Here is a 20,138-nt window from a genome sequence, read left to right on the forward strand (position 1 = left end):
ATGGCGACCGGGATCGGTGGTGGGATGTGCGGCGGGCGGTGGCGGCGAAACTAGCGCTGGGAGTTTGGACGCTACCCGCTGGGCTGGCCAGACTCCACAGTGCCGAGGGGGCCGACGGTGCGGTCGTACTCGGCCGCCAGGCCGTGCAGCAGCGCGTCCAGGCCGAGAGCGAAGGCACCCTCGTCCACGCTCTGCTGGTGCTCGGCGAGCCGGTGCGCCTGGCGCAGGTGCGGGTAGTGCGCGGCGTACAGCTCCGGGTCCTCGACGAATCCGCGGGCGAACGAGTTGAGCGCCGACCCGGCCACGAAGTAGCGCAGCGCCGCGCCGATGTGGGTGGCCCGGGCCGGCGGCCAGCCGGCGCGGACGAGGCCACCGTAGACCGCGTCGGCCATGGCGAGGGCGGCCGGTCGTCGACCCGGACCCTGCGCCAGGTACGGCACGATGTTCGGGTGCGCGGTGAGCGCCCGCCGGTACGACCACGCCCAGTCACGCGAAGCGGCGACCCAGTCGCGGCTGACGAATCCGCTGGTGTCGACGGTGCCGGTGACCCCGTCGGCGACCGCGTCGAGGATCTCGTCCTTGGTGGCGAAGTGGTTGTAGAGCGAGGGCCCCTGCACTCCGAGCGCGGCGGCGAGCCGGCGGGTGGAGAAGGCGGGCAGGCCCTCGGCGTCGATCAGCGCGGTGGCTGTCTCGACGATCAGCTGCCGGGTGAGCCGGGGCTGGCGGGGTCGGGGCACTGCGCTCCTCGTCGGGTCTGGGCGATGGGGTCTGGACGCATCAAAACTTACACCGCTAGTTTAATGGTGACCGGCCACGCCGACGCCAGGAGGACGATCGTGGACTTTTCGCTCAGCGACGAGGAGCGGGCGGTGCGGGACACCGCCCGGTCGTTCATCCAACGCGAGGTGATGCCGCTGGAAACGGAGGTTCTCCGCCGGGAGCGGGCGCACCAGCCGAGCCTGGACCACTCCGAGGTGCGCGAGCTGCAACTCAAGGCGCGCAAGTTCGGCTTCTGGGGCCTCGCGACCCCCGAGGAGTACGGCGGGATGAACCTGCCGGCCGTCCTCCAGTCACTGATCTGGACGGAGCTGGGCCACACGTTCGTGCCGTTCCGCTTCGGCGGCGAGGCCGACAACATCCTGTTCCACGCCACCGAGGAGCAGAAGCGGGAGTTCCTCATCCCGACGATCGAGGGCGAGCGCCGTTCCTGCTTCGCGATCACCGAGCCGGGGGCCGGCTCGGACGCCGCCAACATCCGGCTCTCCGCCCGCCGCGACGGCGACGACTGGATCCTCGACGGCGAGAAGACCTTCATCACCGGCGGTCACGACGCCGACTTCGCCATCGTCGTCGCGGTGACCGACCGGGAGAAGGGCGCCCGCAACGGCGGCGCGACCGCGTTCCTGGTGGACCGGGCGATGGGCTGGCGCTCCGAGTTCATCCAGACCATGGGCGAGGGCGGGCCGGCGTCACTGATCTTCGACGGCGTACGCGTGCCGCACCGCAACATCCTCGGCGAGATCGGGCAGGGCTTCACCCTCGGCATGGAGTGGATCGGCAAGGGCCGCTACACCATCCCGTCGCACGCCATCGGCATTGCCGAGCGGGTGTTGCAGATGGCCATCGAGTACGCCAACACCCGGGAGACGTTCGGCGCGAAGATCGGCACCAACCAGGCCATCCAGTGGATGATCGCCGACTCGGAGACCGAGTTGGAGGCGGCCCGCTGGCTGGTGCTGCGCTCGGCGTGGACCGTCGACCAGGGCCTCGACCCCCGGCACGCGTCGTCGATGGGCAAGCTCTACGGCGCCGGAATGGTCAACCGGGTCGTCGACCGGGTGCTCCAGATCCACGGCGGCATGGGCTACACCCGGGAGCTGCCCATCGAGCGCTGGTACCGGCAGGTCCGGCTCTACCGCATCTTCGAGGGCACCGACGAGATGCAGCGGCTGATCATCTCCCGTGACCTGCTGCGCGGGTACACGAAGATCGGCGGTCACCTGGCCTGAGCCGCGTCACCCCGCCAGCGCCTCCAGGGCGGCGTCCACGTCCGCCTCGGTCGAGTAGAGGTGGAACGAGGCGCGGACCCGGCCGGCCCGGACCGCCGCGCGGATGCCGGCCGCCGCGAGGCGCTGCTGGGCGTCCGGCACGTCGACGGCGACGATGGCGCTGTCCCCCGGCTGCCGGCCCAGGCCGGTCAGGAACCGGTTGGCCAGCGCCACGTCGTGCGTCTGGATCGCCGGCACGCCGATCTCGGCGACCAGTTCCATGGCGGGGGCGGCGCCCACCCAGCTGAACCAGGCCGGTGAGATGTCGAACCGGCGGGCGTCGTCGGCCAGCCGTAGCGGCGGCCCGTAGTAGGAGGCGTGCGGGTCGCCGCCCGCGTACCAGCCCGCCGCGTCGGGGCGCAGGCGCTCGCGCAGCGCGGGGGCGAGATAGGCGTACGCGGTGCCGCGCGGGTTCATCAGCCACTTGTAGCCGCCCACGGCCACCACGTCGGCCCGGCTGCCGTCGAACGGCAGCCACCCGCACGCCTGGGTCGCGTCCACCACCACCAGCGCGCCGTGCGCCCGGGCCGCGGCCACGATCTCGTCGTACGCGGCGACGGCGCCGTCGGACGACTGCACCAGGCTGAACGCGACCACGTCCGTGTCGGCGTCGACAGCGTCGGCCAGCCGGTCCGCCGGCACCGTGCGGACCGTCACGCCCCGCTCCTGCTGCACCAGCCAGGGGAACAGGTTCGAGGTGAACTCGATCTCCGGAACGACAACGGTGGCGCCGGCCGGCAGGGACGCCGCCACCGGCGCGAGCATCTGGGAGACCGTCGCCCCGACGGCCACGTCGGCGTCGGGCACCCCGATCAGGCCGGCGAACGCCGTCCGGGCCCGCTGCACCGACTCGCCCCAGCCCTCCCAGGACGTGCTGCCGACCCGCCACTGGGCGAGGGAGTCCTGCAACGCCGTCCAGGCCGGCTCGGGCGGCAGCCCGTAGGAGGCGGTGTTCAACCAGCCGGGCTCCGGCTTCCACAACTGCTGCGCCTGCGCGATCTCCATGGCACCGACGCTAGGCGGGTTACCGCAGGTGAGCGACGGCCAATCGGCGATCGGCGGCCTGTCGGTGGGTCTGCCCGGCCGTGGTCGGGCAGACAGCCCGGCGCGGAGGCGGCGGCGCCGGCAGACGTGGCCATGGACACCGATTGTGCACAAGGGACTACGCTTTTCGACATGGACGACGGTGCGATTGTCGAGGCCCGGCACCGCATAGCTGCCGCCACCGACGGGCATGTCAAGCTCGGCGGTCTCGGCCTCTCCAGTGGCGACCTGGCCGAGCTGCTCCGCGACAGTCCGGCTCTCGCTCACGTGACAGTCCTCGATCTGTCCGACAACAGCCTGGACACCCTGCCGGACGCGGTCGCCGCCTGGACCTCCCTCAGATCCCTCGACCTGAGTGACAACAGGCTCAGCGGGCTACCGGACGCCGTGGCCGCCTGGACCTCCCTCACCGCGCTGGGCCTGGACCGCAACCGGCTCACCGCCCTGCCCGAGGCGGTCGCCGGCTGGACGTCCCTCGTCGTGCTGCGGCTGGCCGGCAACCGGCTCACGGCCCTGCCCGACGCCGTCGCGCACTGGACCTCCCTCACCGCGCTGGGCCTGGACGGCAACCACCTCACCACCCTGCCCGCCACGTCCGCCTCCTGGACCTCCCTCACCGCGCTGCGGCTGGCCGACAACCAGCTCGCCGCCCTGCCCGACGCCGTCGCGCACTGGACCTCCCTCACCGTGCTGCACCTGGACGGCAACCGGCTCACCACCCTGCCCGACGCCGTCGCCACCTGGACCTCACTCACCCACCTGACCCTCGAAGGCAACCAGCTCACGGCCCTGCCCGACGCAGTCGCGCACTGGACCTCCCTTGTCGAGCTGTACCTGGACGGCAACCGGCTCACGGCCCTGCCGGACGCGATCGGCGGGCTCGCCAAGCTGCAGACCCTCGTCGTGAGCGGTAATCCGCTCGCGCCCGAGGTCCTGGCCGCCGAGATGGAGGGCACGGAAGCGCTGCTGGCGTTCCTGCGGGACGTCGGCACCGACGGGATCTCGATCTCCGAGGCCAAGCTCCTGTTCGTGGGTGCCGGCGAGGCCGGGAAGAGTTCCCTGCTCGGCGCGTTGCGAGGCGAACCCTGGCGAGATCGTCACCAGACGCAGGGCATGGACATCAAACCGCTGGTGGTCAGCCACGCCGGCCGCGAGATCACCCTGAACGGGTGGGATTTCGGCGGCCAACAGGCGTACCAGCCGGCCCACCAGGTGTTCTTCAGCGCCGCAGCGGTCTACGTCGTCGTCTGGAAACCACGTCCGGGTGTCGTGGCCGGCATGGTGGAATCCTGGATCGCCATGATCGCGCACCGGGCACCGGACGCCCGGGTCCTCGTGGTCGCGTCCCACGGCGGCCCGTCCTCGCGGGCGGACTCCATCGACGGACAGCACCTGCGGCAGCGCTTCGGCGATCTGATCGTCGGTTTCCACGAGGTCGACAGTGCCGTCCCGGACGACCGGCTGGAGGCGTTACGGGAGGCGATCGCCGTGGCCGCCGGCACGCTCCCACACGTGCACCGCAACTACCCGGCGAGCTGGCAGCGGACGATCGAGGCGGTCAGCGCCGGTGGCCAGCAGGTGATCGACTACCACGGCTACGAGGCGGCGGCCGCCACGCAGGGACTGAACGCCTTCCAGGCCCGCACACTGGCCAGCAATGCCCACCACCTGGGTAAGTGGATCTACTACGCGGACGACGACGCACTGGCCGCGTTCGTGATCCTCCAACCGGACTGGCTCAACGTCGCGATCGCCGCCGTCCTCGACAGCCGGGACGCTGTCGACGCCCTCGGTCTCGTCGAACACCGCACGCTCGGTAGGCTGTGGAGCGCCGCGCAGGCGCCCGACGGCACGGTCTACACGAGGGAACAGCAGCGACTGTTCCTGGCGCTCATGGGGCGCTTCGAGCTGACGTACCAGGTCTCCCTCGACGCCTCTCCCCAGCCGGTGAGCCTCATCGCGCAACTCGTTCCCGTCGCACAGCCGGACCTGCGCAGGGCGTGGGTCGACTTCCGCCCCGGCGACCGCGAGTACCTGGAGGTGTGCCGGATCTCGGAGGGGCCCGCGGGCCGCGTGGTCATTCCCGACTCCCTGATGTACCGGCTCATCGTCCGCCTGCATCACCAGCGCTACACGGAACCCGACTCCCTGCAGGGCCTGCACTGGCAGCAGGGCATGGTCCTGCAGAGCCGGTACGGTGCCCGCGCACTTCTCACGGTGCGTACCGATGTCGGTGTCCAGGTCCAGGTGCGCGGCCCGGACGCCGTCACCTACCTGCGACAGGTCACCGACGAGATCCGCTACTGCATCGAGCGGTTCTGGCCGGGCCTGACCACCGTCGCCCTCGTCGGCTGCCGTGACGACTGCGGCCTGGCCGCGCCGGGCGCGGGCCTGTTCGACGTCGACAAGCTCATCAAGTTGCGCGACGCGCACGGCCAGACCGTCGCGCAGTGTCCCATCTCCGGGTGCGACGCCTTCCCCGCCATCGACTCGCTGTTGGGCGGTTCGCGCGCCAGCGACGACGCGCTGGCCCTCCTACAGGACGGCGTGGCGCTGGTGGACAGCCATGTCCGCGGGCTCAGTAAGCGACTCACCGACCTCAGCGACACCGTCAAGGCCAACCTCGCCAGCGTGAACGCACAGCTGACCGCGTTGATGTGGCAACTCAACGACGAGGCCGCGGACGGCCCCCGGCTGTTCACCCTCACTCCCGTCGGGGCGTCCCTGCGCAATCCGCAGTGGACGTCCATCCGGATGCGGCTGACGCTGTACTGCGAGCACTCGCTCCAGCCCGTCCACGTCCTCGAGCCCGATCGGCGCGACGCCGGCGTCTACACCATCGACGTCTCACGGGAGTGGTGGGTCCGGGCCGTACCGCTCCTGAGGGCCACCACCATGCTCCTCAAGCCTCTGCTCGGCGTGGGTATGGCCGAACTCAAACTCGAGTTCAACGACGATCAGTGGAAGGCCGTCGAGGAGCAGGTCGCGATGGCGAACGAGACGTTGAACGCCGCTGCGGAGGCCACGAACCAGCTCACCGCCGGCGACCACAGCGCCGGTCTGGCGCAGCGGGTCCCCGGCGCACCGACGTCACCGATCATCGCCGAGGGCGCCACCCTGCGGACGCTGCACGTCGCGTTGCGCGCCCAGGACGTCACCATCGCCGACCTCCGCAAGGTCGTCCGCCCGGACGGCCGCATCCTCTGGGTCCACCGTCAGTTCGAGCACCGCTACCACAGCGGCCTACCTGTCATCCCCTGACCGGACCGACGCACGGTCCTCGGCGTGGGTGCGCCAGACGCGTGGCACCACTACTGCGAACTCCACGTCCGGGACATCGGTGACGATGCCAGGGAGATCAATGGGCGGGTCGTGATCGCCCGCAGGAGTTCTGTGCGACGGCCGTCGTGGCGACGAGCTGACCGCGAGGGCCAGCCTGGTCGTCGCACCGGATGCTCCAGATCCACGACGGCAGGCGATTCGTGGCACTCGGAGTGGCCTCCGGAGAGGGTTGTCGCGTTGAGGGGCCGCGGCCACGCACGCGCCGCAGCCCCTCAGGGTCATACTGCCCGGCCAGGACGCGAGGTTCGGCGGATGGTCAGGGGATCACCGGTGACGGCGGCAACGTGCCCAGCCGGCGGCGGTTCGGTGAGAGCGGAGACAGCTTGGCGGCCACCCGGATAGCGGTGACGAGGGCGCTCTCCTGGCTGTCCACGTCGAGAACGTGACTGCCAGCGAACCAGAGCCCATCGCAGCCGTTTCTGCTGTGCAGCACGGACTGCGCCCGGATGAAGTCCGGCGTGATCACGGGGTGGCGGAAGGTCGTCTCCGCCAGCAGTTGCTCCGGCTCCTGCCGGCGGTTCAGGGCCCAACTCTTGTAGAGGGTGACGTCGCCGCGCAGTTGCTGGAAGGCGATCGACGCCTCTGCGTGGTCGCCGTCTCGCAGGATGTTGAACGACGACCAGTCCGTGGACGCAGCCGGCATGTAGACGGGGTCCCGGTGCACGACGATCCGCGCCGGCATGTACCCGAAGCGGCGGTAGGCTCGAACGAGCGGATCGGCACCGGGTAGTTGAGCGACCAGCGTCGTCGCCGGCTCCGGTGGTAGCGCCAGCACCACGTGCTCCGCGACGTGCACCCGACCCGCGGCATCGACGACCCGGTACAGCGCACCGTTCCGAGAAAGCCCAGTGGCAGCCGAGTTGGTCAGCGCGGTCACGGTGGTGAACTCACCGGCGAGAGCCGCGATGACGGCTTGCAGACCGTCCCGTGCGTTGACGTACTCCGTCCGTTGCTCGGCACCGTCGCCGACGAGCGGCCGAACTCCGAGCGCCAACGCGGCGCGCGCCGAGAAAGCCTTGGCCTGAGGGATCGAAGCGCCATTCACGGACGCAACGAACGGATAGACAAGACTCTGTTTCAGAGTTTCATCGACGGCCAATGCCTCGACGAACTCGCCGACGGTGGTATCCCAGTCTTGGCGAGTCTCCAGGTCCTTTGCCCCGGCCATGACCGCGCCGATAGCCTGCAGCCCGGGCAGGTAGGGCAGCACGTCGGTGATCGGACGCCCGGCCGAGGGTGAGACCATCACCGGGGTTTGCACCCCATACTGCGCGACGGTGTTGTACAAGGCGTTCGGTACGGTCGGCAACTGCAGAACCGACGTCACGAGTTTGTGATAGATCGGGTGTGAGGCTGGCCCGAAGAATTGCGCACCGAGATCGACGGCCACCTGACGGCCGTCGACGTCGAGCTGGACGGTGGCGTTGTGACCGCCCAGCGTGGACGCCGCCTCCAGCAGCGTCACATTGCAATACCCATCCATCAGCCAAGCGGCGGCGACCCCGGCGATCCCACCGCCGATCACCACGACCCGCGTCCCGGCACGACCGGGCAAGGCTGCTTCGGCGGCCCCCGGCCGACCAGCGGCGCCCAGCAGCGCCGCCGCCGCACCGGCACCCGCCGACGCAAGAACACCCCGCCTTGAAAGCTGCGGTGAACTGCGGTAGTTGGTCATCTACCGATCCTCCCCTTCCGGAAAGACTAGGTATCAACAGTCGAGCACAGTGGGATGCCAAGTGCGGCTCGCAGCAAGGCAGGGAAATTATTCGATTCGGGAAAGCCGCCTGTCAACACTTTCCCTCGATCGCGGCCGAGCACGGGCCCCCAGCTGGGAATAAACCAAAAATAAAGTTGCTGCTCCATAATGGACTGTGCGTTCGATGACCGCTGGTCAGCTGAAACCTCCGTCACCGACAGCGGGGCAGAACCGATCCGTCGCCGACGGCGCGTGCGCTCAACTGGTCCGCCATTTCTGGTTGGCTCTGCCATTGCACTGCCAGATCTGCAGCCGGGCACCGTTGTCCATGTTCGCGTCGAGCACGTCAACGCACTTGGCCGCTTGGATGTTGACCAGGTCGTGGGCCTTGTTCAGGTTGAACCTCTGCGAACTGGCACCAGAGCAGTCGGCCAGTTGAACGGCGGCACCCTCTGCGGTGGAGCCACCGGCGACGTCCAGGCACTTGCCCATCGAGCGGACCGTACCGTCACCGGGAAAAGTCCACAGCTGCTTCGCCGTCCGACTACAGTCCCCGATCTGCAGTCGGACACCAGCCGTGGCGTTGCCGCCCGGAATCTCGATGCAACGACTGCTCGCGAACCCGAGGATCTGCTTCCCTGGGTCGGTGGCGCCCTGCGACGGGGCAGCCGACTGCTGGGCCGGATCTCTCGGGACCGTCGCGCCGGGGCCGCTTTCCGGCGCGGACTTCCCGGACGCGGTCGAGAACGGCCCCACGGCGGGTCCAGACCGGGGGGCGCCCACCACCGGCAAGCCTCCAAAGCCATCCGTGATGAGCGCATAGAGGTCCGTGCTCGCGGACCATTCGGCGGCCGGGGTGGTCCAGCGGATCGAATAGCCGTGCCCGTTCTGAGCGACGAACGCCCGACTCACCGCCCGCATCGGCGTGCCGTCCTCGTCGGTGTACGTCCACTCCCATTCTGCGGCCCGCACCTGAAGACGTAGCGCAGTGAGCCGCACCTGCCGGTAGTCGGCGTACCGCTCGCGTTCGGCCGCTTCCCTCGTCCGCAGGTCGGCAGGAAGGTCCCCGGGGATGGGCCGGAGTTCGTCGACGACGAGCAGCCGCCTGCCGTCCGGCTCACGGAACTCGACCCGCCCACCGTCACGCTGCGCCTGCCAGCCGTCCGGCAACGGCAGGCTGAAGCGGGGATCATCGCGGTAGTAGTGCCAACCCGCAGGCGGCAGCGCCCTGATCTCCGACAAGCCGCTCGTCGACGGGTTCGCGGTCGGTGCCGCAGCCGACTTGTCGCTCACGTCGCCGCGCAGCCCACCGTTGAGCACCGTCGCGGTCACCAGCACCACCAGCAGTAGGCCGGCGGCCAGTGCGCCGCTCAGCCGGGCCCGACGCATGCGCCCTTTCGTCGATACGGGCACGTCGGTAGCACCTTCCGGCGCGGGCGGGCTGACTTCGGCGGTGACCAGCCCGGGCACGATCTCCGGCCGGAGCGCCCTACGGATGTCGTCCGCCCCGGCGATCGAACCGTCGCCGTCGCCATCCCCCGCAGCGACCGGGTCGTCGACGTTGCTGCCCTCCGGAGCGTCCTGCTCGCTCAGGCTGACGGCCTGGCGGAGCAGCCGCTCAGCCTCCTCGCCACTGATCCGCTGGTTCGGCTCCCGGCGCAGTAGCCCTTCAAGCAGTGGGGTCAGCTGACCGGCCCGCTGGGCTTGCGGCGGCGGCTCGGTCACGAGCGCCGCCAGTGTGGCGATCGATGACGACCGCTGGTAGGGGGTGCGACCCTCGACCGCCGCATAGAGGGTGGCACCGAGCGACCAGAGGTCCGCGGCTGGGCCCACCGTACCGTCGGTGGCTCGCTCCGGGGCGAGGAACGCCGGCGAGCCGAGCACCATCCCGGTCTGGGTCATCCGTGGGTCGCCGGGGAGCGTTGCCAGGCCGAAGTCGGTCAACACCACTCTGCCGTCGTGGGCGAGCAGCACATTGGCCGGCTTGACGTCCCGGTGCAGAACGCCGGCCCGGTGCGCGGCGCGCAACGCGGCCAGCACGCCCAACCCGATCCTCGCGGCACGGGACGCCGACATCGGCCCCTCGGCCGTGAGCACCTCCTGCAGTGACCGGGACGGGACCAGTTCCATGACGATCCACGGGTCGTCGCCCGAGTGCAGGACGTCGAAGACCCGTACCACGTTGACGTGGCCCAGCCGGGCGACCGCCCGCGCCTCGCGCATAGACCGTTCCCGCATCTCCCGGCGCTCGCCGTCCGGCAGACCGGGCGACGCCACCAGCTCCTTGATGGCGACGTCCCGGTGGAGCATCTCGTCCCGGGCGAGCCACACGCGGCCCATCCCACCCTGGCCGAGTGGACGGACCAGCCGGTAACGGTCGGCAATCAACTGTCGAGAGGCGTCAGGCACTCAGGGAAGATACCGGGCGCTGTTTACGCACCCAATTCGTGACGCAATAGAGAAGACAACAGTTAGGTAAGTCACAAATATCGTCGGCGTGTAACCAAACATGTCACCTTGACGCAATTTCACTATCGTCGCCTAGAGCGACATTACCACCACGCATGAACGAAATATGCGGCTGCCAATGTGCAGGGCTCGCCACCCCGCTACGGACTCATGGTGATCGACACGAGTGCGGCGACGACGGGGGCTCCCTGGAACGCGGACACCCCGATCTCGCCGCCGACCCGGAGTCAGGCCGGGGTGGTCACCTTCTCGTCGTCGGACCGACGCCGCACCGGCTCGTCGTCGTGGTCGTCGAGCATGGTGGCCTCGTCGAACGGGTCGTCGCCGCGCAGCACCGCGGTCGCCCGTTCCCGGTCGAACTCGCCGGTCCAGGTGCCCACCAGCACGGTCGCCACCGCGTTGCCGGCGAAGTTCGTCAGCGCGCGGGCCTCCGACATGAACCGGTCGATGCCGACGATCAGCCCGACCCCGTCGACGAGGTCCGGACGGTGCGACTGGAGGCCACCGGCCAGCGTGGCGATGCCGGCGCCGGTCACGCCCGCCGCACCCTTCGACGCGATGATCATGAACAGCAGCAGCGACACCTGCTCGCCGATGGAGAGCGGATTGCCCAGCGCGTCGGCGATGAACAGCGACGCCATCGTCAGGTAGATGGCCGTGCCGTCCAGGTTGAACGAGTAGCCGGTCGGCACCGTGATGCCGACGACCGGCTTGCTGACGCCGAAGTGCTCCATCTTGGCGATCAGCCGGGGCAGTGCCGACTCCGACGACGACGTCGAGAGGATCAGCAGGAACTCCCGGCCCAGGTAGCGCAGCAGCGAGAAGATCGAGATCCGGGCGATGAACCAGAGCAGCGCGCCCAGGACCACCAGCACGAAGATCAGACAGGTGGCGTAGAAGCCGAGCATGATCTGGGCGAGGCTCTTGAGGGCGTCCACGCCGGTCGCGCCGACCACGGCGGCCATGGCCCCGAACGCGCCGATCGGTGCCAACCACATGATCATGGCAAGAACCTTGAACACCACCCGCTGGATGACGGCGATCGCGCCGAGCACCGGTTCACCACGCCGACCCATCGCCTGCACGGCGAAGCCGACGAGCAGCGCCACCAGCAGCGTCTGGAGCACCTCGCCCTCGGTGAGCGCGGAGAGCATCGTGGTCGGGATGATCCCGAGCAGGAACTCCGTCGTATCGGCGGCCTCGCCACCGGCGGCGGCCTTGCCCGCGCCCGCGAGGTCCGGGCCCAGGTTCAGGCCGGAGCCGGGGTGGATGAGGTTGCCGACGACCAGGCCGATGGCGAGCGCGACCGTCGACATGGTGAGGAAGTAGCCGAGGGCGAGGCCGCCGACCTTGCCGACCTTCGCGGCCTGCCGGACCGACCCGACCCCGAGCACGATGGTGCAGAAGATGACCGGGCTGATCATCATCTTGATCAGGTTGACGAAGCCGGTGCCGATCGGCTTGAGTTCCTTGCCGAAATCGGGAGCGACCAGGCCGACCACGATGCCGGCGAGCACGGCCGCGATGACGGCCAGATACAAAAAGCGGGTACGGTCCCGGCGGGCCGGCGGCTCCGCAGTGGTGGTAGGTGCGGTGGTGTCCATGTCGACAATGTGAAGCGCGTCTCACCCGTTGACAGCCTTGCGGTCATTCTGTTCACCGCGAAAACCTCAGGGAGGTGTTGGAGGTGGCCCGACGCCAGTGGAGCATCGCCGGGCAGCTCTTCGCGCTCCAGGCGGTGGTGGTCACGCTGCTCGTGCTGGCCGGCGCGGCGGGTGCCGTCTGGCTGGCCCGCACGGACTCCCGCCAGGCCGCGCAGGAGGAGGTGCTCGCGGTGGCGCAGACCGTGGCCAACTCCCCCGACGTCCGCGCCGCCCTCACGACCGCCGACCCCGCCCGCACCCTCCAGCCGTACGCCGAGTCGACCCGGCACGCCACGGGCACCGACTTCGTGGTCGTGATGGCCCCTGACCGCACCCGCTTCTCCCATCCCACCCGCAGGCAGATCGGCGAGCCGTTCGTCGGCGAGATCGGGCCCGCCCTGGCGGGCCATCCGTTCACCACCACCAACGTCGGGACGCTCGGCGAGTCGGTGCGCGCGGTCGTTCCGGTGTACGACGAGCAGCAGCGCATCATCGGTCTGGTCTCGGTGGGCATCACCACCCGGGCGATCAACCGCAAGCTGCTGCGCCAGCTTCCCGTGCTCCTCGGCGTCACCGCGCCGGCGCTCGCGCTCGCCGCGACCGGTTCATGGTTGCTCAGCCGCCGCCTGCGCCGCCAGACCCACGGCCTCGGACCGACGCAGATGACCCGGATGTACGAGTACTACGACGCGGTCCTGCACTCGGTGCGCGAGGGTCTCGTCGTGCTGACCACCGACCGGCGGGTGGCGTTGATCAACGACGAGGGCCGACGGCTGCTCGGGCTGGACGCGGACGAGCCGGTCACCGACCAGCCGGTGGCCGGCGTGGACCTACCACCCGCGGTGGCCGAGCTGCTCGGCTCCGGCCGCGACGCCCTCGACGAACCCATGCTGGCCGGTGACCGGGTGCTGGTGGCCAACCAGCGGACCGCCCGCTTCGAGGGCTCGGCGCTCGGCACCGTGCTGACCCTGCGCGACCAGACCGAGCTGCGAGCCCTCGCCAGCGAGCTGGACTCGGTCCGCGCGCTGACCGAGGCGTTGCAGGCGCAGACCCACGAGTCGGCCAACCGTCTGCACACCGTGCTCACGCTCGTGGAGCTGGGCCGCGCCGACGAGGCGGTCCGGCTCGGCACCCGCGACCTGGCCCTCGCCCAGCAGCTCACCGACCGGGTGGTCGACGCGGTCACCGAGCCGGCCCTCGCCGCGCTGCTGCTCGGCAAGTCCGCACAGGCCGGCGAGCGCGGCGTGGACCTGGTGATCGAGCCGGACTGCCGCCTCGACGACAGCCCGCTGCCGACGAACGACCTGCTCACCGTCGTCGGCAACCTCGTCGACAACGCCCTGGAGGCGGTCGCCGGTACGCCCCCGCCGCGTACCGTGCGGGTCTTCGTCGGCGCTGTCGACGACGAGTTGGTGGTCCGGGTCGCCGACAGCGGCCCGGGACTGGCGAAGGACCGGGTGGCGGACGCGTTCCGACGTGGCTGGTCCACCAAGAGCACCGGGCGGGGCCTCGGTCTGGCGCTGATCGGGCAGGTCGTGCGCCGCCACGGCGGCAGCGCCGAGGTGACCCGCTCGGACGACGGCGGCAGCCTGTTCACGGTCCGACTACCGCTCGGCGGCACGCGATGACCGACATCCGGGTACTGGTCGTCGAGGACGAGCCGCTGCTGGCCGAGGCGCACGCCGCGAACACCGGGCGGGTCCCCGGGTTCGCGGTGGTCGGGGTGGCACACACCGCACGGGCGGCGATGGCGGCCCTGCGCGCCAACGACGGCGGCGACGTGGACCTCGTACTCCTGGATTTTCGGCTCCCCGACCTGCACGGCCTGGACGTCTGTCGGGCGCTGCGCGCGGCCGGCAGCAGCGTCGACGTGCTCGCGGTGACCTCCGCGCGGGACCTCGCGGTGGTGCGCACCGCGGTGTCCCTCGGGGTGACCCACTACCTGCTCAAACCGTTCACGTTCGCGACCTTCCGCGACAAGCTGGAACGCTACGCGGACTACCGCGCCCAGGCGCTCGCCGACGGCGAGGTGGCCGCCCAGCACGACGTGGACCGGATGTTCGCCACCCTGCGGGGCACCGCCGGGCACAGCCTGCCCAAGGGGCTCGACGCCCAGACCCTCACCCGGGTACGGGCGGCGCTGGCCGGCGGCGCCGGCCCGGAGGCGGGGTTGTCGGCGACCGAGGTGAGCGCGGCGACCGGGATCTCCCGGGTGACCGCCCGTCGCTACCTGGAGTACCTGGTGACGATCGACCGGGCCGTCCGCACCCCCCGCTACGGCACCCCCGGCCGCCCCGAGGTCGAGTACCGCCCCCGCTGAGCGGGCCGGGGTGGCGTCGGCGGATGCCCGTGTGCCCCCGCCGACGGGTCGGCGGGGGCACAACGGATCAGTTGCCGAGGGTGACGTGCAGGATTTTTTCGTTGCTGTTGTTCGGGATGCTGTCCTTGTCACCGGTGGTCGTGGTCGTCAACCACAGCCCGCCGTCGGGCGCCGGCTCGACCGTGCGCAGCCGGCCGTAGGTGCCACTGAAGTAGGTCTGCACGTTCGTCAGAGCGCTACCACTGATCACACCCCGGTACAGGCGCGTACCACGAGCGCAGGCGACGTACAGGGCGTCCCGCACGACCGCGATGCCCGAGCAGGAACCCTCGGCCGTCGGATACGTGCGCACTGGCGCGATATAGCCCGCCGTGCCGCAGGTGCCGCTGGTGCCCTCACACGCCGGCCACCCGTAGTTCCCACCCTTGGTGATCAGGTTCGTCTCGTCCATGATGGAGTTGCCGAACTCCTGCTCCCACAGGCGGCCCTGCGAGTCGAACGCGAGCCCCTGCGGGTTGCGGTGACCGTAGCTCCACACGTAGTTGCCGAACGGGTTGTCCGACGGCACGGTTCCGTCCGGGTTCAACCGCAGAACCTTGCCCTCCAGGGCGGTGCGGTCCTGCGCGTACGTGCCGTTCTGCGCATCACCCGTGCTGGCGTACAACTTGCCGTCCGGACCGAACCGCAGCCGGCCACCGTTGTGGAACTTGTTGCGCCGAATCCCGCTGACCAGGATCTGCTCGCTGGACGTGGTCAACCGACCGTTCTCCAGCTTGATCCGCACGATCCGGTTGTCACTGGGCGAGGTGTGCATGATGTAGAGCCAGCGGTCACTGGCGAAGCTCGACGAGATCGCCAGACCCAGCAGACCACCCTCACCATCGGTGCTCTGCACGTTCGGCACCGTGCCCACCGACGTCTTGACGCCGGTCGTGGGGTTGAGCTGCACGATGTCCTGCGCGTCACGGCGGCTGTAGAGGACGCTGCCGTCCGGCAACGTCACCAACCCCCACGGGATGTCGGTGTCGGTGGTCACCTGTCGGACGGTGCACACCGGGTTGGCGCACGCGGCGCCGGTGGTCACCGTCGCCGTGCCGCTGCGCGACGAGACGTTGGCCTGCGCGTCCCGGGCCACCACGTAGTACTGGTACGCCGTGGCCGCCGCGAGTCCACTGTCGATGAAGGTGGTGGCCGGCGGCGTACCGGCGACCGTGCCCACCTTGACGCCACCGCGGTACACGTCGTACGCGGCGACCCCGACGTTGTCCGTCGACGCGACCCAGCTCAGCGTCACCGTCGTACCCGAGGCGACACCGGTGAGCTGCTGCGGCGCGGTGGGCGCCTGGGTGTCCGCCTGGCAGGGCGGTGGGGTGATCGAGACGGTGGAGCTGGCCTGCGACACGTTGCCGGCGGCGTCCCGGGCGTTGACGTACAGGCCCCAGGTCGCCCCGCCGACCACCGTCAGGCTGGTCGACAGCGTCGAGCCGCTCACCGACTTGATCAACTGACCGTCGTGGTAGACGTCGTAGAAGGCCACGGCGACGTTGTCCGTCGACGCGTTCCAGGCGAACGTCACCGAGTTGCAGGTCAGGCCGCTCACCCGCGGACTGCCCGGCGTGCTGGGAGGCTGGGTGTCCGTGCTGCCCAGCGCCGTCGTCCACCGTTGGTTGGCCTGCCCCGTGCAGGTCAACAGGCTGACGAGCGCGCTGTTGGCCGTACCGGCGGCATCCAGGCACAGACCGGACTGGGTACCGACGATGGTCCCGTCGGTGTTGATCCGCCACCGCTGGTTCGCGCCGCCGGTGCAGCCGTAGATCTGCACCGTGGCCGGCGAGGACGTGTCCTGGGCGACGACGTCCAGGCACATCGTCTCGTCGTAGACCCGCAGCTCACCGGTCGAGGTGAGCGTCCACGCCTGGTTCGCCGAGCCCTTGCAGTCGTAGATGTTGATGCCGGTGCCGGCGGTCTTGAGGTTGCCGACCACGTCCAGGCAACGGCCACTGGCCACGCCGACCACTGTCGACGGGCCGGCCGCCGCTGCCGGTACGGCGAAGGCCACGGCGAGCAGCGCCGCCGTGACCATTGCCGCCACCAGGCGACGCGGGTTGATCCGAGTGGGCATTCGTATCCGTTCTTCTGTCGAGAGGCATCGACCGGTGCGGTCCGATGCCGTCGTGCCGCCCACGGCCGACTCGACCGCGGGCAGCACGACGAAAGTGGCGGTCAGCCGAAGATGGAGAAGGAGACCGCCGGGTTGTTGGGGAAGATCTTCTTGACCGCCGAGTCCGTGAGGCCGAAGACGCCCTGGGCGACCTTGCCGTAGAGCCCGAACATGTTGTTCGTCGCCGGCACGTCGCCGTTGTCGAGTTCCTTCAGCCCCTTCCACCCGCCAATGACCTTGCCGGCGAGCTTGCGACCGGAAACCACGATCGCGACGCCACCGTGTCCGTGATCGGTCCCGTCGTTGTTCTGCGCGACCCGGCGACCGAACTCGGTCGTGACGATGACGGTGGTGTTCTGTGCCTTCGTACCCAGGTCGGCGAAGAAGGCGGCCAGCCCCTTGGCGAGGTCGGAGAGCAGGTTGTACAGGTGACCCCCGGAGTTGACGCCCTCGGCGGCGTGGGTGTCGTACCCGCCGAAGGTCATGTTGATCACCTCCACCGGGACGTCACCCCGCAGTAGCTGGGCGACGGACTGCAACCCCGTGCCGACCGCACCGGTGTACACCGCTCCGTTGGCCGGCTTGTACGCGGTCGAGGTCAGCTTCTCGGCGGTCCGAATGGCCTGCATCCCGTTGGCGATCACGTCACCGGCCGGGTGGGCGAGCCCGTGGAAGAGCCCTTCGATGGCCTTCAACGTCCGCTCGTGGTAGCGCGCGTCACCTCGTACTCCGAGGGCCTTGAGACTGGCGATCGAGAGCGGGACGTGGTTGCCGACGAGCGTCCGGGACGTCTGCGCCCCGATGTTGACGGCCTGGAACGCGGTGGTCGGCCCGAGGTTGTCCAGCAGACGGTCCAGCCAACCGGTGCCCTTCGTCTCCGAGGGCAGCCCACCCAGACTGCAGATGTCGATGCTCTGGAAGTGGCTGCGTGGCAGCTTGTTGTCCGACACGGCCGGAACGAAGGCCACCCGACCGGCGTCGATCAGCGGCTTCAGCGGAGTGAACGCGCTGTTGAGCACGAACCCCCGTTCGAGGGGGATGGCGGTACGGTCCAGCAGCAGGTTGGGTCGGACGGCCTTGAGTATCGCGTCGTCGCCCGGCGCGAGAAGCCCCAACCCGTCGCACGCTCCGACGAGGAAGATGTTGATCAGCGTCTTGCCTGATCCCGTCGGCGCCGCGGCGTACGCCGCCTTCGTGACCGCGAACTCGACGGTCGCCAGGGCGGCTGCCGCCCCGACGGCACCGCCGACGACCGCGCGTCGGGTCACGCCACGACCCTCCTGCTGAGCTTCCTCCACATCCGACAGTCGGAGGAAGTCGTCGCGGATCGCGGCGTTGTTCGAGGCGGTGGCCTCGTACGCGGCACGCAGCGCCGCCTCTGCGGGGTCGGGCAGCTTCGCCTGCCCACGGCCGTTGGGGTACACGTTGCTTCCCATCATCGAAGGAGACTCTGCGGCGAGGCGAGCAGGGCTTTGGCGATGTCGACGAGCGCACCCTGGAATGCCGTGGCGCTGGCCGGACTGTCGGCACCGACCTCGGCAATGGACAACAGGAGGGCGCGCTGCGCGCTCGTCGGCTTCTGGGCGACCAGTCGTTGCGCCAGGGCGTCGACGCAGGCGCCGGCGGTAGCGGGCTGCGGGCTCGGCAACAGGTTGGCCGCGGAGGGGAAACGCAGTGCCGGGCGGCCCCCGCGCAACACGAAGTCGATCTCGGTCCACGCCGTGGACATCCACGAGATGCCGAGGTAGGCGGTGGCGACATCGGACCAGCCGTCCGCCGTGCCGCGGTGCACGGGCACCTGACCCATGTTGTTCAGCACGGTGCCCATCCCCCGCAGGCCGTCGGCGAACGGCGTCCGCGCGGGGGCGCTCGGCGGTTTGTAGCCGGGAGCCGTCTGCGGCTGCACCCCCAGCTTCCGGTAGATCGAGACGAGGTACTCGCTCGGTCGGTGCATCTTCGCGAACGGTGAGGCCCAGAACTCCACCGAGCTGAACATCGCCCGGACGACGGGGACGATCGCGGTGTCGTTGTCCAGGTAGACCTTGGCCAGCTTGTCGACCAGGGCGTCCGACGGCTTGTCCGAGACGAACTTCGTGGCCAGTTCGCGGGCGAAGCTCTTGGCAGCGGCCGGCAGGCGCACGACGTGGTTCACGTACGCCTTGATCACCTCCAGACCCTTGTCCGCCGATGCGTTCGGGTGGCTGAAGCCCATGATCTTGATGGGCCCGGTGTAGTGGTTGTTGGGGCGGAAGGCGAAGGTGTAGTGCCCGGCGTCCGTGACCACCTTTCCACCGATGACCCCCAGGCCCGTCTGCAGCAGAGCTGCCTGGCGGACGTCCTCCTCCGTGTAGCCACCGCCGGCCCCGACGGTGTGCAGTTCGAGGAGTTCCCGAGCCAGGTTCTCGTTGGGCCGGGCCTTCTGCGACTGGGACTGGTTGAGGTAGATGACCAGGCCGGCGTGCTGCACCGCGGCGACGAGCATGTCGGCGTACTTGCCGAACGCGTGCTTGCGGATGACGTCCCGCCCGAAGTACGGCGCGCTCACCGACCCGAAGTCGAAGTGCATGGGGACGTTGATCCGGTCCGTGCAGAAGTCGACGACCCGCTCGAACAACTGCCGGTCGGACCAGATCATGCGCGCCGTCGTCGCCCACAGGTACTCGTCGGCGAGGCTGTCCATCACCTTGTTCGTGTGGATCGTGGCGGAGGCCTGCGCCAGGGTGAGGTGAATCCCGGGCAGTTCCTTGATCTTCACCTCGGCAGTCGTGTACGGGATCGAGTCCGGCTTCAACTGCTGGTCGATCCAGGCGTCGATGCCCATGGACTTGATCCGGGCGAGCAGCGCGGGCGTCGCGCCGAACGTGGCCCGGTTCGCGAGGTGCAGGATCGGATCGTTGGGGAAGCCCTCCGGCACCGACGCCTTCGCCTGCGCGGCGGCGGCGGAGGGCCGGGACAGGATGACGTCCGAGGCGCTCGCCTCCGCGGCCTTGCGCAGCTCGGTCGCCGACTTGGCGTCCATGTAGCTCTGTTCGACGGACGTGTTGGCGGAGGTGTTGAGGCTGACCGCCTCGGTCCGTGGCCCCACGTCGCTCGGCGGCGGACCGTCCGCACCGAAGAACGGTAGTCGGTCCGAATTGGAGGCGACGACCGCGCCGCCGGCCGCGACCGAGGCGAAGCCGACGAGGGAGGCGAAGGACCGGCGACCGAGGCGCGGCGTCGCAGATCGATGTTCGGGGCGATGTTGGGGGGTCATGAAACCTTCCGGAGCTGCTCAAACCGTGGGAAAGGTCGCTGATGATCCGCCTTTTCCGGATGGCCGACAACGATGTGGATTGTCGTGCCTCACCTGCGGCGAGCACTGTGACAACGGCCAATGGATGGCCACTGGACGTCCTCTTGATTTCGCACCGGCCAT

12 protein-coding genes are annotated in these 20,138 nt (G+C 69.7%); 4 read left to right on the plus strand and 8 right to left on the minus strand.

The window, feature by feature from the left end:
• Positions 1-71: 71 nt before the first annotated feature.
• Positions 72-737, minus strand: coding sequence for a TetR/AcrR family transcriptional regulator (locus ACGFH9_RS14310; protein WP_393218640.1), 666 nt, complete (start codon positions 735-737; stop codon positions 72-74).
• A gap of 99 nt (positions 738-836) precedes the next feature.
• Between ACGFH9_RS14310 and ACGFH9_RS14315 the strand changes: the two genes are divergently transcribed.
• Positions 837-2,009, plus strand: a complete 1,173-nt coding sequence (locus ACGFH9_RS14315) for an acyl-CoA dehydrogenase family protein (protein ID WP_393218643.1) — start codon at positions 837-839, stop codon at positions 2,007-2,009.
• Positions 2,010-2,015: 6 nt separating this feature from the next.
• On the opposite strand, the gene ACGFH9_RS14320 is transcribed toward ACGFH9_RS14315, so the two are convergent.
• Complete coding sequence (locus tag ACGFH9_RS14320; RefSeq protein WP_393218645.1) at positions 2,016-3,053, minus strand: aminotransferase class V-fold PLP-dependent enzyme; 1,038 nt, start codon at positions 3,051-3,053, stop codon at positions 2,016-2,018.
• Positions 3,054-3,224: 171 nt separating this feature from the next.
• Here ACGFH9_RS14320 and ACGFH9_RS14325 point away from each other — a divergent pair, with 171 nt between their 5' ends.
• Positions 3,225-6,353, plus strand: coding sequence for a COR domain-containing protein (locus ACGFH9_RS14325; protein WP_393218648.1), 3,129 nt, complete (start codon positions 3,225-3,227; stop codon positions 6,351-6,353).
• A gap of 337 nt (positions 6,354-6,690) precedes the next feature.
• On the opposite strand, the gene ACGFH9_RS14330 is transcribed toward ACGFH9_RS14325, so the two are convergent.
• The 3 genes from ACGFH9_RS14330 to ACGFH9_RS14340 form a co-directional block, all read right to left on the minus strand.
• Complete coding sequence (locus ACGFH9_RS14330; protein ID WP_393218651.1) at positions 6,691-8,109, minus strand: FAD-dependent oxidoreductase; 1,419 nt, start codon at positions 8,107-8,109, stop codon at positions 6,691-6,693.
• A gap of 279 nt (positions 8,110-8,388) precedes the next feature.
• Entirely contained in the window at positions 8,389-10,539 is a 2,151-nt protein-coding gene (locus ACGFH9_RS14335) for a protein kinase (protein ID WP_393218653.1), read from the minus strand.
• 287 nt (positions 10,540-10,826) lie between these two features.
• Complete coding sequence (locus ACGFH9_RS14340) at positions 10,827-12,203, minus strand: cation:dicarboxylate symporter family transporter (protein WP_393218656.1); 1,377 nt, start codon at positions 12,201-12,203, stop codon at positions 10,827-10,829.
• Positions 12,204-12,286: 83 nt separating this feature from the next.
• Between ACGFH9_RS14340 and ACGFH9_RS14345 the strand changes: the two genes are divergently transcribed.
• Both ACGFH9_RS14345 and ACGFH9_RS14350 read left to right on the plus strand, forming a co-directional pair.
• The gene (locus tag ACGFH9_RS14345) at positions 12,287-13,870 is read left to right on the plus strand and encodes an ATP-binding protein (protein ID WP_393218658.1); all 1,584 of its coding nucleotides are present in this window, start codon (positions 12,287-12,289) and stop codon (positions 13,868-13,870) included.
• Positions 13,867-14,562: a response regulator gene (locus ACGFH9_RS14350; protein ID WP_393218660.1), complete on the plus strand. Its 696-nt coding sequence runs from the start codon at positions 13,867-13,869 to the stop codon at positions 14,560-14,562. Before ACGFH9_RS14345 ends, ACGFH9_RS14350 begins: the two co-directional genes overlap by 4 nt.
• A gap of 67 nt (positions 14,563-14,629) precedes the next feature.
• On the opposite strand, the gene ACGFH9_RS14355 is transcribed toward ACGFH9_RS14350, so the two are convergent.
• The 3 genes from ACGFH9_RS14355 to ACGFH9_RS14365 form a co-directional block, all read right to left on the minus strand.
• Positions 14,630-16,684 carry a PQQ-dependent sugar dehydrogenase gene (locus ACGFH9_RS14355; RefSeq protein ID WP_393218662.1) on the minus strand — a complete coding sequence of 685 codons (2,055 nt, stop codon included), beginning with the start codon at positions 16,682-16,684 and terminating at the stop codon, positions 14,630-14,632.
• A 101-nt stretch (positions 16,685-16,785) separates the two neighbouring features.
• A complete protein-coding gene (locus tag ACGFH9_RS14360; RefSeq protein WP_393218665.1) occupies positions 16,786-18,162 on the minus strand; it encodes a DUF1501 domain-containing protein in 1,377 nt (458 codons plus the stop codon).
• Positions 18,159-19,976 (minus strand): DUF1800 domain-containing protein, encoded by a 1,818-nt coding sequence (locus ACGFH9_RS14365; protein WP_393218668.1) that lies wholly within the window; start codon positions 19,974-19,976, stop codon positions 18,159-18,161. The genes ACGFH9_RS14360 and ACGFH9_RS14365 overlap by 4 nt, the downstream gene beginning before the upstream one ends.
• Between the last annotated feature and the right edge of the window lie 162 nt (positions 19,977-20,138).

Source organism: Micromonospora sp. NPDC049102 (assembly GCF_043197485.1).
GTDB lineage: Bacteria > Actinomycetota > Actinomycetes > Mycobacteriales > Micromonosporaceae > Micromonospora.

Bases quoted from the DNA above. Each gene is read 5' to 3' on its own strand.
- ACGFH9_RS14320 (WP_393218645.1), bottom strand. From the start codon at position 3,053: ATGGAGATCGCGCAGGCGCAGCAGTTGTGGAAGCCGGAGCCCGGCTGG.
- ACGFH9_RS14325 (WP_393218648.1), top strand. From the start codon at position 3,225: ATGGACGACGGTGCGATTGTCGAGGCCCGGCACCGCATAGCTGCCGCC.
- ACGFH9_RS14330 (WP_393218651.1), bottom strand. From the start codon at position 8,109: ATGACCAACTACCGCAGTTCACCGCAGCTTTCAAGGCGGGGTGTTCTT.
- ACGFH9_RS14340 (WP_393218656.1), bottom strand. From the start codon at position 12,203: ATGGACACCACCGCACCTACCACCACTGCGGAGCCGCCGGCCCGCCGG.
- ACGFH9_RS14350 (WP_393218660.1), top strand. From the start codon at position 13,867: ATGACCGACATCCGGGTACTGGTCGTCGAGGACGAGCCGCTGCTGGCC.
- ACGFH9_RS14355 (WP_393218662.1), bottom strand. From the start codon at position 16,684: ATGCCCACTCGGATCAACCCGCGTCGCCTGGTGGCGGCAATGGTCACG.
- ACGFH9_RS14360 (WP_393218665.1), bottom strand. From the start codon at position 18,162: ATGATGGGAAGCAACGTGTACCCCAACGGCCGTGGGCAGGCGAAGCTG.
- ACGFH9_RS14365 (WP_393218668.1), bottom strand. From the start codon at position 19,976: ATGACCCCCCAACATCGCCCCGAACATCGATCTGCGACGCCGCGCCTC.